Origin of the sequence: Rothia sp. LK2588, from assembly GCF_040946465.1 — a bacterium.
Lineage (GTDB): Bacteria > Actinomycetota > Actinomycetes > Actinomycetales > Micrococcaceae > Rothia.
Map to the genome: position 1 here is coordinate 311,645 of NZ_JAYWLS010000001.1, position 15,063 is coordinate 326,707.

The 15,063-nt window shown below is 60.1% G+C and carries 12 protein-coding genes; 10 read left to right on the plus strand and 2 right to left on the minus strand.

All coding sequences use genetic code 11. The annotated features are described in order from the left end of the window. Positions 1–11: 11 nt before the first annotated feature. Positions 12–1,043 carry a 3-oxoacyl-ACP synthase III gene (locus VVR12_RS01390; protein ID WP_368549325.1) on the minus strand — a complete coding sequence of 344 codons (1,032 nt, stop codon included), beginning with the start codon at positions 1,041–1,043 and terminating at the stop codon, positions 12–14. Positions 1,044–1,252: 209 nt separating this feature from the next. On the opposite strand from VVR12_RS01390, the gene VVR12_RS01395 reads away from it, so the two are divergent. Further along, positions 1,253–4,378 (plus strand): chromosome segregation SMC family protein, encoded by a 3,126-nt coding sequence (locus VVR12_RS01395; RefSeq protein ID WP_368549326.1) that lies wholly within the window; start codon positions 1,253–1,255, stop codon positions 4,376–4,378. Between the two features lie 26 nt (positions 4,379–4,404). On the opposite strand, the gene VVR12_RS01400 is transcribed toward VVR12_RS01395, so the two are convergent. After that, positions 4,405–5,760 (minus strand): MFS transporter, encoded by a 1,356-nt coding sequence (locus VVR12_RS01400; RefSeq protein ID WP_368549327.1) that lies wholly within the window; start codon positions 5,758–5,760, stop codon positions 4,405–4,407. Between the two features lie 120 nt (positions 5,761–5,880). On the opposite strand from VVR12_RS01400, the gene ftsY reads away from it, so the two are divergent. The 9 genes from ftsY (at position 5,881) to trmD (ending at position 14,828) form a co-directional block, all read left to right on the plus strand. Next, positions 5,881–6,975 carry a signal recognition particle-docking protein FtsY gene (ftsY, locus tag VVR12_RS01405; protein ID WP_368549328.1) on the plus strand — a complete coding sequence of 365 codons (1,095 nt, stop codon included), beginning with the start codon at positions 5,881–5,883 and terminating at the stop codon, positions 6,973–6,975. Positions 6,976–7,156: 181 nt separating this feature from the next. Then, on the plus strand, positions 7,157–8,740 hold the full coding sequence (gene ffh / locus VVR12_RS01410; protein WP_368549329.1) for a signal recognition particle protein: 1,584 nt from the start codon (positions 7,157–7,159) through the stop codon (positions 8,738–8,740). Between the two features lie 183 nt (positions 8,741–8,923). Then, a complete protein-coding gene (locus tag VVR12_RS01415) occupies positions 8,924–9,424 on the plus strand; it encodes an NUDIX domain-containing protein (protein ID WP_368549330.1) in 501 nt (166 codons plus the stop codon). A gap of 83 nt (positions 9,425–9,507) precedes the next feature. Further along, complete coding sequence (locus VVR12_RS01420) at positions 9,508–11,436, plus strand: hypothetical protein (protein WP_368549331.1); 1,929 nt, start codon at positions 9,508–9,510, stop codon at positions 11,434–11,436. 21 nt (positions 11,437–11,457) lie between these two features. Continuing rightward, positions 11,458–12,246: a formate/nitrite transporter family protein gene (locus VVR12_RS01425; RefSeq protein WP_368549332.1), complete on the plus strand. Its 789-nt coding sequence runs from the start codon at positions 11,458–11,460 to the stop codon at positions 12,244–12,246. A 278-nt stretch (positions 12,247–12,524) separates the two neighbouring features. Beyond that, the gene (gene rpsP, locus VVR12_RS01430; RefSeq protein WP_368549333.1) at positions 12,525–12,971 is read left to right on the plus strand and encodes a 30S ribosomal protein S16; all 447 of its coding nucleotides are present in this window, start codon (positions 12,525–12,527) and stop codon (positions 12,969–12,971) included. A gap of 2 nt (positions 12,972–12,973) precedes the next feature. Next, positions 12,974–13,216, plus strand: a complete 243-nt coding sequence (locus tag VVR12_RS01435) for an RNA-binding protein (RefSeq protein ID WP_368549334.1) — start codon at positions 12,974–12,976, stop codon at positions 13,214–13,216. Positions 13,217–13,346: 130 nt separating this feature from the next. Continuing rightward, a complete protein-coding gene (gene rimM / locus VVR12_RS01440; RefSeq protein WP_368549335.1) occupies positions 13,347–13,922 on the plus strand; it encodes a ribosome maturation factor RimM in 576 nt (191 codons plus the stop codon). Between the two features lie 3 nt (positions 13,923–13,925). Next, a complete protein-coding gene (trmD, locus tag VVR12_RS01445) occupies positions 13,926–14,828 on the plus strand; it encodes a tRNA (guanosine(37)-N1)-methyltransferase TrmD (RefSeq protein WP_368549336.1) in 903 nt (300 codons plus the stop codon). Positions 14,829–15,063 lie beyond the last annotated feature (235 nt).

Below are 15,063 nucleotides of genomic sequence, written 5' to 3' on the forward strand. Positions count from 1 at the left end.
GTGGGGTGGTCTTACCAGGTAATTTCCATCAGGGCGGTGTTCAAGCCAGATCCGACACCCATGCAGAGGATGCGGTCGCCGGCCGAGTATCCCGGGGCCTCTTTTGCCAGCGTCATGGGCAGAGCCGCGGCGGCAACGTTACCCCAATAGGGGAAGGTCATGGGGATCTTCTTTTCGTCGATACCCACCGCTTCGATGATCGCGTTGGTGTGTGCGTTGGAAATCTGATGGGTGACGTACGAATCCATGTCGTTCCAATCCCATCCCTGCTCATGTGCTTCTTCCCAGGCCTCGGCAACGAGTTGCAGACCGTGCTTGAGCAGACCGGCGGCGTCGGTATTCATGCCCTCATCGGCCTCACCGCCGATGCAGAGGTATCGGTGTTCGGTACCTGCCCGAGACACCGAACCCTTGATGCGGTGCCCCTCGGGGTGACGGTCGGCGCGTCCGATCACGGCGGCCGCAGCACCCGAACCTAGCGTCAGGGTGGCGAACTGGGCCAGGACGTCGTCGCGGGTGGTCTCGGGCTGATCCAGGATGCGCAGGGCCGTGGCGTGCCAGGGGGAGGGGTCTTCACCGGCGACGATCAAGGCGTAGTCGATGGCGCCGGCATCGATCATCGTGGCGGCAACGGTCATGGCGTTGACGAAACCCAGGCAGGCGTTGGTGATGTCGAACTCCAGGGCATGGCGCGGCAGGCCGAGTCGGTCGTGGATATTGACGGCCACAGCGGGTTCGAGGTTATGACGGGTGACCGAAGCGTTGATCATGAGACCGATGCTGTCTTTGGTGACGCCCGAGGCAGCCAGAGCCTTCTCGCCAGCGGCCACTGCGCCATCCTCAAAAGTCATGTTTGCGCCCCATGAACGACGTTCGCTGATCCCCGCCAAGCGTTCCAACAGACCCTTGGGCATACGCAGGCGCTTATAGGTTGCTGCCAACTTCTCGTCAAAGTACGCAGAAGAGACGACCTCGGGAGGCAATTCATGTTCGATGGAGAGCAACGAGACGTTGTGATGGCGGATATCGGAATTAGCGGTCAATGAAACACTTGCTTTCGGTCATGTGGCATCCACGGTCTCTTACAGTTCCGTGCCTGATCATACCGACCAGGCTAATTATCGATTGTATCGGTAAGGCGACAACGGTCGGTTACATTTCGCCTTAGGAATACTCAGTGACTGGGTCTGGAATAATGGAGATCCTCCAGAGACCACTATGATGAGCCCTAGATCGCTTCGAGAGGAATGCCGTGCACCTGACATCGTTGAAACTCCGCGGTTTCAAGTCTTTTGCCACGACCACCACTCTCGAATTCTGCCCCGGTATCAACGCGGTGGTCGGCCCCAACGGTGCGGGCAAATCCAATATTGTGGATGCCCTCGGTTGGGTCATGGGCGAACAAAGCACGAAATCGCTGCGGGCCGGGGCGATGCAAGACGTCATATTCGCGGGAAATTCCCAGCGGGCGGCCCTCGGCCGCGCCAAGGTCTCGGCAGCTTTCGACGTCTCCACAGCTGACCTGGATCTCGACGCCGACGAACTTACGGTCTCGCGCACCATGTTTCGGGCCGGAGGTTCCGAATACGAGCTCAACGGCCAACCCGCCAAGCTCACCGAGGTTCAAGAGTTGCTCACCTCGGTGGGGTTCGGAAAACTGCAACACTCCGTGGTCAACCAGGGGCATATCGACCGCGTGCTCCACGCCAGCGCCGTGGAGAGACGCCACCTCATCGAAGAAGCCGTGGGCATCACCTCCTACCGGCTCAAGGCCGACAAGACGGAACGCAAGCTCACCAGTCTCAAGGCCAACCTCGACCGCTTGGAAGACCTCGCTAACGAACTGCGTCAGCAACTAGAACCGCTCAAGCACCAATCGCATCAAGCGATGAGTGCCCAAGAACTCAACGAACAGATCCGCCAGCTGAAATCCGACCTCTTGGCCGAAGAGATCGGGCGGGTACGAGACACCCATGCAGAGCTGGCACAACAGCTCGCTCGCGTCGCAGACCAACGCCAGCAGGCCGCCACCGATCGGGAAACCACCGCCCAACGCTTACGTGACCTGGCCGAAAAAATGCAACGCAACGAACAGGAACTCGCCGAGCTCATGGAGCGTCACTTTGCGCTTCGGCAACTCAGCGCTCGCCTGACGGCAGTCGTCGCGGTATCTCGAGAGCGCCTGGTCACGCCCACCCCGGCGTCCACTGTTGCGGGGGAGCCGGACCAGGAGCAGAACTTCCATCAGCCATATCCCCTGAAACCACACACCGCCAACGAAGAGTTGGCCGGCGCTCGGGCACGGTTAGACCAGACCGAGGCGGCCCTTGAGCGAGCGCGGGAAGAGGTGAAAAAGGCCCAGGCTCAGGTCAATGGTTCCGACCGCGGCGTAGACCAAGCCAGCGTGGAGAACGAGGAGGCCCGCGCCAAGCTCGAAAACGCCGAGGCAACGCTCGAGAAAAGCACCGCTCAGCGAGAGCAGCGAGCCACCGAGTATCAGCAGGCTCTAGAGAGCGCGCATCACGGCCAACTGACGCTGCAGACCGCAACAGAACGCGTGCGGTTACTCAAAGACGCTTTGGAGTCCGCCATCGCCCAACAGCCCTCCGCGACGGTGCGTCGCGAAGCGCAACTGACCTCCTGGATGGACGGGTTACACATCGCCGACGGTTGGGAAACGGCCATCTCGGTAGCGCTGAGTGATTTCTCTCAGGCCTGGGTGACACCTGCACCACTCGACGTTCCCGTCTCGCACCTGTACGAGCCCACTTCGCGACGCGAGGTGGAGGAGCCGCTCTCATCCGCCAAGCTGCCCAAAGGATTTCACCTGGCGTGTTCTCTCATCACCTGCGCCCCGGCGGTGACGGCGGTGGTGGAGCACCAGCTACGCTACACCCTCGTCGTAGACCCCGACGTCCCCACCACCGAGATCCGCTCCCTGCTCGATCAATACCCCGAGGCGAGCGTGATCACCACCACCGGGGTCCGCTACGTGCACGGTGCCACCCTCTACCTCGGGGAAACCGCCACACCCCTCTATACCCGCACCCAGCTGACCCGCGCCCAGCAGGAACTCACAACCGCCGAAGACCGTCAGCGGGAGCTGAAGAAACGTCAAGACAAGACGGCGGAGCGCCTCGATGAAGCGCGCAACGCCGAAAAGGACGCCGCCCGCCGGCTGGGTACTGCCCGGGCACGTCATACGCAGACCACCACGGCTCTCGCTCACGCCCAAGCGGCCACGGAAGCGGCGGCGAAAAACCTGAAATGGCTCCAAAAAGCTGAACGCGAGGCACTCACCCGACGCGACGACGCCCAAACAGCCTGGGACGCAGCCCTTGTCAAGGCCCGCCACCAAGAAGCCCAGCGCACGCACATCGTGTCCCGTTCGCGCTCCGTGATAAACCGCGCCGAAGCGCTCGAACGTTATCTTGAGGCGGAACGCACCACCATCGAAGAAACCCGCCAAACCCTTCGAGAAGAACAACGAGACATGGCGGCCACCCGTCAAGACCTCGAATCGAAACTCACGGCCTTGGCCCATCAGGGTGAAAAGATCTCGGTACAAGACGCCAGTATCAAGGCCGAGTTTTCTCAGACTCAGACCAACCTCGACAATCTCGCTGAGACCGCCCGCGAACAATTCGAGCGCACCCCAGAAGATCTCGAGGCAGAATTCGTGAACCGGTGGGGAGAAGGCGAAGACTGTAGTTTTTCGGCATCCGGTGCTCGTGCCGATCTCAGATCGGCCGACGAATCCCTGCGTGCTCTAGGGGCAGTCAACCCCCTGGCCGTGGCCGAATGTGAAGCTCAACAGCAGCGCTTCGACTATCTCACCGAGCAGATTGCCGATCTCAAGCAAACCCGCTCGAGCCTGAGGAGTCTCGTGCGCGACCTCCACCGGCGCATGCGCGCAGAATTCAACACCGCCTTTGAGATCGTCAAGGAACACTTCGAGCGAGACATCGAAGAGCTCTTCCCCGGTGGCGAAGGAACGCTGAGCCTGACGGAGGACGCCGAGGATCTTGACGCCGGCGTGGACATTCAGGTGCGACCTGCAGGCAAGAAGGTTAAGCGGCTTTCTCTCCTGTCTGGGGGTGAGCGTTCGCTGGCGTCCCTGGCGCTGTTGACCGCGATCTTCTCAGCCCGCCCGGCCCCGTGCTACGTATTAGACGAGGTGGAGGCCTCTCTCGATGACCGCAATCTAGCTCGCGTGCTCCCCGTCTTGCGCCGGTTAGGGGAGAAGAGCCAACTGATCATCATCACGCACCGCCCGGCCACCATGGAGATCGCCGACCGTCTTCTAGGAGTCACCCTGCAATCGGGGCAGTCCCAGGCGCTCAGTGAAGACGCCGAACGCATCCGCCAGCTCCTTTAGATTTCCCGCGGACACCGGGGTGAAATTTATTTGCCGGTGTACCCAGGTTCGGCGAGCTCGGCAGGGAACTTGGGGGTGCGTCCAGGGATCCAACCGATCATGGCGACCAAGAAGAAACACGCCGAGAGCACGAAAGCCGGACCGAAACCGAGGTGGTCGGCGACCAGACCCGCGATGATGGGCCCGATGATCTGACCGAAATCGGCCGCCATCTGGAAGTTGGCGAGGACGGTTCCACCCGCCCGGGAGGAGCCGATGATATCCGCGACCGCGGCCTGTAAGGACGGCGCCAGGCACCCGGTGCCGAAACCGGTGATCCCACTAAAGACGACAAACATCACCGGATTCGCAGCGAGGCCGACCATGATCGTCGATACGCCCGCAATAAACAGCCCGGTGAAAATAAGGACGCGCCGCCCGTGCCGGTCGGAGAGTGAACCGGAGATATTTTGCATGATGGCATTGCACGCGGCGTAGGTGGCCATGGCCACACCGGCCAGAACGATACCGCCGGCATTGGCGTCATAGTCTTCTCCCGCATGGTACGAAGCCAACAGCGCCACCGCAGCCAGCGGCATCAACGAGACACGAATACCCAGCGCCGCCCAACCGATCGCGAAGTTGGTGACCAGCGCAGACTTGAAACTGGAAAACCGAAGCGCCTCAGTGAACAACAACTGCTCACGGTGGGCGGTGGAACCGTTAGAACCCTCCGCACTCTCTTTCAAGAAGACCCACACCACGGCGGCCGCGACCAAGAGCGAACCACCGTAGATCACGAAGGGCAACCGCATACCCAACCCAGACATCACCGCGCCCAGAACCGGACCCAGGATGTTACCCAAGAGGAAGGCGGTGGCGTAATAACCAGAGATACGACCCCGGAGGTTCACCGGAGAGTGCCTCACCAGAAGTCCCATGGCAGAGACGGTAAACATGACAGAACCCAGTCCACCGATCGCCCTAAAGACCATGAGTGAGAAGTAGTCCCAGGAGGCCGCCGTACCGAAAGACCCGGCGGCCACGATCAACAAGCCCCAGATGTAGGTGTTGCGCTCGCCGAGCCGCACCACGATTTTCCCGGCACCGGGCGCAAAGAGTAGACGGGTGAGCGCGAAGATTGAGACCACCGCAGAGGCCGCCATCGCACCCACGTCGTAGCTGGCCGCGTAGCGTGGGAGCACCGGGGCGATGAGGCCAAACCCCAAGGCGATGACGAAGGCGGCCACAATCAGAACCTTGAGCTGGGTAGGAACCGCACGTTTTGCTCGGCGATCAGTGGCGGCGGTGAGGTCACGATGTTGCTCGGCGACCCGGGGAAGGGCCGCGGTGATGGGAAGAGCCGAAGTGTCGGAAGAAACGTAAGGTTGCTTGTCTGCCATGGTGGCCACCACTTTACCCGCGGGGCGCGAGGCGCGAACGTATTGTACGCATTATGACGTGGACTGAGGGGCGTGGATAAGACGGTACAGCCTGGGGGTCTATATGAGAAGCTAGAAGATGTGAATGATACCTTGACTCTTGTTTTGTACATCGTCTTAGGTGTGCTGGTACTTGCCGGTGTGCTTGCGGTGCTGCTTCGCGGCCCCAAGGCGCCCAAGGGCGGGTACGAATCCACCCGAGACCCGAACGATACCCCCGGCAGTGCGCCGGTCTCTACGATTGAACGACCGCCGTCGGCGGTGGGCCGACTGGTCCGTTTGCGCGAGCGCCTGGCTCGTTCCAACAATCTCTTGGGCAAGGGCCTGCTGGCACTGTTGTCTCGCGACAAGATCGACCAGGATGTGTGGGACGAGGTTGAAGAGACCCTGCTCATGGCAGACCTCGGTGCCGGCCCCTCCGAACGGCTGGTGTCGGCCCTGCAACAGCGAGTCCGCGTTGAAGGCACCGAAAACCCCGCCCACGTCAAGCAGATGCTCAACGAGGAACTGCTGAAGATCGTCGGCCCCGACTACGACCGCTCGCTGAAGCTCGAGGGAGCCGATGGCAACCCGGGTGTGGTTTTGGTCGTCGGCGTCAACGGCGTTGGCAAAACCACCACCGTTGGCAAGCTGGCGCGCGTCATGGTTGCCGAAGACAAACAACTTTTGCTGGGTGCGGCCGATACCTTCCGCGCCGCCGCAGCGGATCAGCTGCAGACCTGGGGCAATCGCGTGGGCGTGGACACCGTCCGCTCCGAGAAGGACGGCGCCGACCCAGCGTCCGTGGCCTACGACGCGATTAAGCAGGGTAAGGAACGCGGCGTCGACACCGTGATGATCGATACCGCAGGACGCCTGCAGAACAAGGCTGGCCTCATGGATCAGCTGGGCAAGATCAAGCGAGTCGTCGAGAAGGAAGCCCCGGTCACCGAGGTGTTGCTCGTCATCGACGCCACCACCGGCCAGAATGGCATGATCCAGGCGAAGGTATTCGCTGAGGTTGTAAACATCACCGGTATCGTGCTGACGAAGCTCGATGGGTCCGCCAAGGGCGGCATCGTGGTTGCCATCCAGGAGGAGCTCGGCGTTCCCGTCAAACTGGTGGGACTGGGTGAAGGCCCCGACGACCTTGCACCCTTTGAGGCGCAGGCATTCGTCGACGCGTTGCTGGACTAAAGACCAACCTAGAATACAGAGGGCCGTTCTATCCCCACGGGGGTGGAACGGCCCTCGTGTTGTCTTCTGGCGGCTCGCCCGGCGGGCTTTTCGTGCCCCTGAAGCTATACGTTATGCTTGGAGATTGATGAAAAACCTTGAGGGGTAGCCTCACCAACCAACCGAAAGCAGTACACGGCTCGTGTTTAATTCACTTTCTGACCGGCTAGCGAATACGTTCAAGAATCTGCGCGGTAAAGGCCGCCTGACTGAGGCCGATATTGACGCCACAGTTCGCGAGATCCGCCGCGCACTGTTAGACGCCGACGTCGCTGTGCCCGTGGTGCGCGAGTTCACCGCGCACATCAAGGAACGCGCGCTCGGCGCCGAGGTGTCGGAGGCGCTGAACCCCTCTCAGCAGATCGTCAAGATCGTCAATGACGAACTGCAGACCATCCTCGGTGGCGAGACTCGCCGCATCAACATGTCCAAGACCGGGCCGACCATCATCATGCTGGCCGGTCTACAGGGTGCCGGTAAGACCACCTTGGCGGGCAAGATGGCGAAGTGGCTGAAGAAGCAGGGGCACACCCCCATGCTGATCGCCTCCGACCTGCAGCGCCCCAACGCGGTGAACCAGCTGAAGGTCGTGGGCGAACGCGCCGGTGTCAAGGTCTACGCGCCGCACCCCGGCGTCACCAGCGAGTTCGACACCCCCACCGGCGATCCGGTGCAGGTGGCCCGCGACGGTGTGGCGGAAGCTCGTGCGAAGCTCCACGACGTCGTCATCGTCGATACCGCCGGCCGCCTGGGCGTGGACGCCGAGCTGATGCAGCAGGCGCGCGACATCCGCGATGCCATCGAACCCAACGAGGTTCTGTTCGTGATTGATGCGATGATCGGTCAAGACGCCGTCAACACCGCGCTGGCGTTCAACGAGGGTGTGGACTTTACCGGTGTCGTCCTCTCGAAGCTTGACGGTGACGCTCGTGGTGGTGCGGCCCTGTCGGTGGCATCGGTCACGGGTAAACCGATCATGTTCGCCTCCACGGGTGAGAACGTGGACGACTTTGAGCAGTTCCACCCGGATCGCATGGCATCGCGCATCCTCGACATGGGTGACGTGCTGACCCTGATCGAACAGGCCGAGGCCAGCTGGGATAAGGCCGAGGCCGACCGCATGGCGCAGAAGTTCGCCGACCAGGAAGACTTCACCTTCGACGACTTCTTGGCTCAGATGCAGCAGATCCGCAAGATGGGGTCCATGAAGAAGATGTTGATGATGATGCCCGGCGCGGCGCAGATTCGTCAGCAGCTCGAACAATTCGACGAGCGCGAAATTGATCGCGTTGAGGCAATCGTACGTTCGATGACCCCTCACGAACGAGTGGCGCCGAAGATCATCAACGGTTCGCGGCGTGCCCGCATCGCCCGCGGTTCCGGTGTGACAGTCTCTGAGGTGAACCAGCTCATGGAGCGCTTCGCCCAGGCCCAGAAAATGATGAAGAAATTGGCCTCTGGAAATATGTCTGGACTTCCCGGTGGCATGCAGATGCCCGGAATGGCAGCCGCGTCCGGTGCCATGAAGAAGGCCAACAAGAAGAACGCTAAGAAGAACAATAAAAAAGCGCGTTCGGGTAACCCGGCCAAGCGCGCTCAGCAGATGCAACAGGCTCAGCAGAAGGCCGTACCCGGTTCGTCCTTCGGCCAGCAGGGTAACAAGGATTTCAACCTTGAAGATATGAACCTGCCCAAGGGCTTCGAAAAGTTCCTAGGCGACAAGTAAAAATGTGCCGTGTGAGGCGCCCGGTGGAAAGTTCTCTGCCGGGCGCCTCATGTCATCCTCTTTTCGGCGCGACACGGGGTCATCTGCGCGAGGGGGTACGCGCCTTCGCTGTTTTCCTGCGGGAGATTCGGTAGGCTGAGTACAACGTCATCTTCGCCCAAACTCAGGTTGTGGAGGTCAGCTATGGCAGATACGTATTTGATGCATGACGAACTGGTGGCGTTCATCGCCACGCTTCCTACTCGCCGCCTTGCCGCCTCCGCACTTATCCGCGATGAATCCGGCAGGATCCTCGCTGTCAAGCCGAACTACCGCGACGGCTGGGCCCTGCCCGGTGGCACCGTCGAGGCTCACGAAGCGCCTCAGGACGGTTGTTTCCGCGAGGTGCTCGAAGAGGTCGGGTTGCACCTGGAACCGGGCCGTGTAGTCATGATCTATCACGGACTCGATATGGGGGTATGGGGTGACTCCACCTACTACCTCTACGACGGTGGCGTCATTGCAGCGGATACTCCCATCACATTGCAGGAGGAGGAACTGACCGAATACGCCTGGCTCAGTGAGAACCAACTCGAGGAGCACTTCGGCCGAGCTTTCGCGGCGCGCCTGGCTGCCTCACTCCGGGCGCTGGAAACCGGTGAGGTCTTGGAGCTCAGCTCATCAGAGAACCTCCACCAGAAATAATCTCTCTTCATTCATTCGCCGTTGAGTTAACGGCTATCACGTGACCAAAGGTAAAACTCAAAACCAATATGACAGATTCACCTATGAATCCCCATGAAGAATCGTCAGCCGTAGATGACCAGCTTGCCACGAGCTGGTCTCGCATTTCTCTGGACTTCGGCCCCGACGGTTTCACCGCAGACGACGAAGCTGGTGAGCCCGCCGAAGATTCCACCCAGTCGGTGGTTCGCGTGGAGATCGAGAACATGATCAACGCGATCAAACGCGCCGCCGAAGAGTCCGGGGATCGAGAGAACAACGGAAGAGGTCTGGCCGATCTCGACGTCACCGCCGAGCAACTGGAAAAGATGCTGGGCCAGCGGGTTGCCGACGATGACTCGGTTCCCGACTCCGAGCGAGGCTCCGACGAAGGTCCGTTAGAGGGCGACGCGGTGCTGAAGCCGCGCTTAGAAGACGACACCATGGTCGTGGATTTAGCCACCTCGCCCCTGCTCAATCAAGACGCCGGGGACGACGATGACAATTCCTCAACTGATACACACGCCACCGACGAAGACGACCACGACGATCAGGACGAACAGGCAGATCTGGACCGTCGGGCACGTGAAGCCACCTCGAACGATGTGGTCGAAGCGCTGATGCTTGCGGCGGTCAAGCTTCCCGAGGTGCTGGTCTACGAGGCAGACGATCATCACGTCGATGTGTTCGTGCTGTGCGTGAACCACCACGATGAGGTGCTGACCGCGCACCTAGGGGAGAATGGCAAACTACACCCCGGGGATGCCTTCGAAGAGTTCGCCGCCGAATTGATGGGTCAACTTCCCGTGCGCGGCGGTCTGTGCGCCAACGAAGACTCATATCTGCTCTCCGCACCCGTCACTGCGCTGGGTGAGGAATTGGTCTTGGACGCCGATGCCTACGTCGCCGCCTACCTTCAGGTGCCCTTCGAGCAGCTCCGGCAGGCGGTTCACACCTCGGATTTGATGGGGCCAGTCGATGCCGCCCCGGTGGACGACAACGCCGTTTTGCTGACAGCACCAGCCGCGATTCTCCTGCCCTTGCTTTCGGAGCTGCGTTGCGCGGCGGTGGTTACCGAGGTCACCGAGTTCAATCAACATCTGGCTTTCGTGGTACCCGATTCATTCGATCACATCACCGAGCAGGTCGCGATTGAAGGGATTGGAAGCCCCGATCCCGAACCTTCGGCCGCCGGTACTGTGATCGACTTGACCTGGGGAGCACCCAAGACCTTGACGCGCTACCTGCCGCAGAACTCCTATGCCGTGGACACCCTCTGGTTGTTACCCGGTAATCTTCCCGAACCGCTGAATTTCGTGCGGATGACGGATGAGTTGGAAAATCTTTCCTGGGTCTTTGGGCTCAACGACAGCGCTACGAAACGGTTACACAACTACGTAGAAGATTCCGCCTCAGAATTGGGCATGGAATCGGTGCTACAGCTCCTGGACATGCCGGGGGAGCTGGCGAAACTTTCGTCTGAAACTATTGAGATAGAATCTTTAGAGAACCACGAAGTTTTGTATCCTGCAGCGGCAACATACGAGGATCCCCTCGAAGGTCTCGGGGAGATACCGCCCCACGCATTGCAAGCCGTACGCCAGCAGGTTCAGCGTCGTCCGTGGCTGATGACCCTCGACGGAGTTGCGCAGCTTTCTGTCTCCGGCGCGCTGGCCATTTTTGCGGCTCGCCGTCGCGCTCAGGGGCTTTCGGCGCGTCCCGCCACAGTGGGAGCCGCCGCGTTGCTGGGCACCGGTCTGGCCGAGCTAGCGCTGTCGCGGACGTATATCAAAGTGCAGGAGGCGCTGGGTAAACAGCGCAATGAGCCGGCACACAATACTTCACGCGATGGATCACTCATGGACGAGCTCGCCTCTCCTGAGAAACCCAACGGCGGCCTCAAACACCGTGCGGATTCTTCCGAGAAGCGGGCGTTCAAACGGGCTACCGAATTCATGAAAAAACTGGGTTCGCGTAACCGAAAGAATCACTAGAACATTTATTGGAGGATACCTTTGGCCACCACCACCGAGGTTATCGAAGCCGCCACGGCAAAAAAGCTAGATCTTCTCGACCATGACGTACCCCGTTTTGCCGTGCGCGCCATATTAGCGGGCGTTTACCTGACGCTTGCTACGGCATTCGCAGCGGTCGCGGGGCAGATTGTCAACGGTGTCGCACCCGGCATGGGCGCCATCGTTTTCGCGCTGTTCTTTGGAATCGGACTGTTCGCAATCGTCATTCTCGGGGCCGAACTGGCTACCGGAAACATGATGTTCCTCTCGTACAGCGCCACCAACCGTAGGGTTTCCTGGGGCAAGGCAATCACGCTCGTTGCGGTGACCACCTTCTTCAACCTCGTCGGTGCCGTGGCGGTGGCGTGGTTGATGAGCCAATCTGCGAAGCTCGGACACGTTCCGCCCACCCACTTTATGGCCACGACGGCCGCGGCGAAGGTTGCGAAGGCGCCCTGGGGTCTGCTCTGCGAAGGCATCCTGGCGAACTTCGTGGTCAACATGGCCTTGCTGGGGGCGGCCAAGGCTCAAGACTACATTTCGAAATTCTTCACCATCGTTTTCATCTTGGCTATCTTCGTGGGTTTGAGCTTCGAGCACGTCATCGCCAATTTCTCGCTGATGAGCATGACGATGTTTTCGGTCAACCCCTGGCCCGAGGGGTTCACCCTCGGTACGGTCTTGCTGAATTGGCTGATCGTGTTTATCGGTAACTTCATCGGTGGTGGTCTGCTGATCGGTGCGCTGTATGCGTGGCTGAACCGATCGAAAACCTCTTACGCTGACTAATCGGGTATGAACTCAACGTGATGACCGCGCGGCATGCGGAAGACATACCGCGCGGTCATTATCTTTCTAGACCATGGACATTGCCTAAAACACAACGAACTTTGCGTCACAGGTCTGGAAAAACACGGCACGGTTTGGCATAATTTTCCAGGTACTCGATGCACGCGATCCCTCTCACTCGCGTGGCATTGCGTTCAATAGAGGCAATAGGGACGGCTCGCCCCACGAGCGCTGAACTATAGCCTCGCCCACATATAGAAACAGGAGAGTCCACAACAGTGGCTGTAAAAATTCGTCTGAAGCGTATGGGTAAGATCCGCGATCCTCGCTACCGCGTTGTAGTGATGGATTCCCGCACTAAGCGTGACGGTCGCGCGATCGAAGAAATCGGCATCTACCAGCCGACCGAAAACCCTTCACTGATCCAGATCGATTCTGAGCGTGCTCAGTACTGGTTGTCCGTTGGCGCACAGCCTTCGGAGCAGGTACGCAAGCTTCTGACTCTGACCGGCGACTGGGCAACCTTCAAGGGCGAGAAGGCAGAGAACACTGTCAAGCCCGTCGAAGCAAAGCCTGAGTTCGTTGCTCCCGACAACGGTTCGGTTATCCTGCCCGAGGCTATCACTCCGAAGGCCTCCGAAGAAGAAACCGCTGAGACCGAGTCGGCAGAGGCACCCGAGGCTGACGAGGCATCTGAGCCCGCAGCTGAGGAAGCAGCTGAGTAATCATGTTGGCTGATGCACTCGAACACCTGGTTCGAGGAATCGTTAACAACCCGGACGACGTTGAGGTTCGCTCCCGGAGCGGACGTCGTGGGGACACCCTTGAAGTTCGGGTTAACCCAGACGACCTCGGCCGAGTGATCGGTCGCCAGGGTCGTACCGCCAACAGCGTTCGTACGGTGATCGACGCGATCAACCATTCCGACCCCGTCCGCGTGGACGTGGTGGATACCGATCGCAAGCGGTAGCCGATAAATAATCGACGCTGATCAGCTTCATAACCCCGCACCGTATGCCAGTGGCACGGTGCGGGGTTTTCTTATGATAGAAGTGGTTCTCAAGCCGAACCATACTCACCACAACGAGAGGGAGACTCCATTGCAGGTACAGGTTGCGCGTATTGGCAAACCACACGGAATTCGGGGTGAGGTAACCGTTGAGCTGTTCACCGATCAACCCGAAGCTCGATTTGCCCGCGGTGAAACCCTCGACATCGAGGAATTTTCCACGACAAGTCCCGTTGCGCGCATCGCACCCCGCGGTCAGCTGACAGTGGCAGGTTCCCGGTGGAACAAGAAGATCCTCGTGGTGCGGTTTGAAGAAGTCACCTCTCGCAATGATGCCGAGGTGTTGCGTAATACCCGTCTCGTCTTTGATTCCGCCGAGGTTGACGACGACGAGGGCGTCTATGAACACGACGTGCTGGGGCTACCGGTGTACCTGCTCGCCGACGTCCCCGAAGAAGAACTGCCGCAAGGCAAGGGCATCGGTACGGTGAGCGGGCTGCAGACCATGCCTACCCAGGATCTGCTGTTGATCGACCTACACAACGGTGGAGAAGCTATGATCCCGTTCGTTGAAGAGCTCGTTCCCGAGCTCGATCTCGATGAAAAGTTCGTACTCATCGACCCTCCTGCCGGTCTGCTGGAGCTCGACGAGAGCGAGGAAGGCTAACCCGTGCGCCTCGACGTGATCACCATCTTTCCCGAGTATCTAGCCCCGCTGGAGTTATCGTTGCTGGGCAAGGCCCGCAAGGATGGCCTCGTGGACGTGCAGATTCACAATCTTCGCGACTTTGCCTTCGACCGTCACAAGACCGTCGACGACACCCCCTACGGGGGCGGCGCCGGAATGGTGATGAAGCCCGAACCCTGGGGGCTGGCTCTGGATCACGTGCTCACTGCAGCGTCTCCGCAGCCACAGCCTCAGCCAGATCTGCAGCCACAGCCGCAGAGCGACGGGGTAGCGGCTACCGCTGGTATCTCTGCGGCTCAGCCGGTGCTGATCGTTCCCTCACCAGCCGGAGAAGTTTTCAACCAGGCGCTGGCCTACGAGCTGGCAGAAGAACAGCACGTGGTTTTCGCGCCGGCTCGCTACGAGGGCATCGACGAGCGAGTCCTCGACTGGGCCGAGGAGCACTTTAGGGTGATGCCGGTTTCTATCGGAGATTACGTGCTCTACGGGGGAGAGGTTGCGGTCATGGTCATGATGGAGGCCATCATCCGTCTCATTCCTGGTGCGATGGGTAACCCGGAGTCGCTCGCCGAAGAGTCCCACACTGGGGGACTGCTGGAATATCCCGTCTACACCAAGCCCGCTGTCTGGCGAGAACGCGCCGTGCCGGACGTCCTGCTCTCGGGCAATCACGCCGCAATCGCTCGGTGGCGGCGCGATGAGCAGATCAGGCGTACATTTGATCGGCGCTATGACATGATTTCATCCGCCGGTCAGGACGCCTGGGATAAGAAAGACCGCACATTACTTATCGAGCTACGCACCGAACGCAAACGGCGGCTCAAGGCCGCGCGAGAAGAGGGAAGTGGCGAACAGGCGGCCGGTTCACCGGAGCAAGATAGCTAACACCGGGTGAACCTTGGAAACTTGCCTCATCGGTGTCATAATAGATACTTGTGTTCGTGTTGGGTACGCCCCTGCCGCAGGGGGAAGAGCGACCTCAACAACATGAGCCGCGAGCGGCGCAATCGGTGCTCGTGTAATCTACGTTTCTTCGCGGCAGCACCAGTCTGCCGGCTTCGGTCGGCCTGAGACACTGTGCGCGATGTGTTAACGAGTGTATTGGACCTGCGGCCGATAC

Coding starts and splice junctions, on each gene's coding strand:
- VVR12_RS01400 (WP_368549327.1), bottom strand. CDS start 5,760: ATGGCAGACAAGCAACCTTACGTTTCTTCCGACACTTCGGCTCTTCCC.
- VVR12_RS01415 (WP_368549330.1), top strand. CDS start 8,924: ATGGCAGATACGTATTTGATGCATGACGAACTGGTGGCGTTCATCGCC.
- VVR12_RS01420 (WP_368549331.1), top strand. CDS start 9,508: ATGAATCCCCATGAAGAATCGTCAGCCGTAGATGACCAGCTTGCCACG.
- VVR12_RS01435 (WP_368549334.1), top strand. CDS start 12,974: ATGTTGGCTGATGCACTCGAACACCTGGTTCGAGGAATCGTTAACAAC.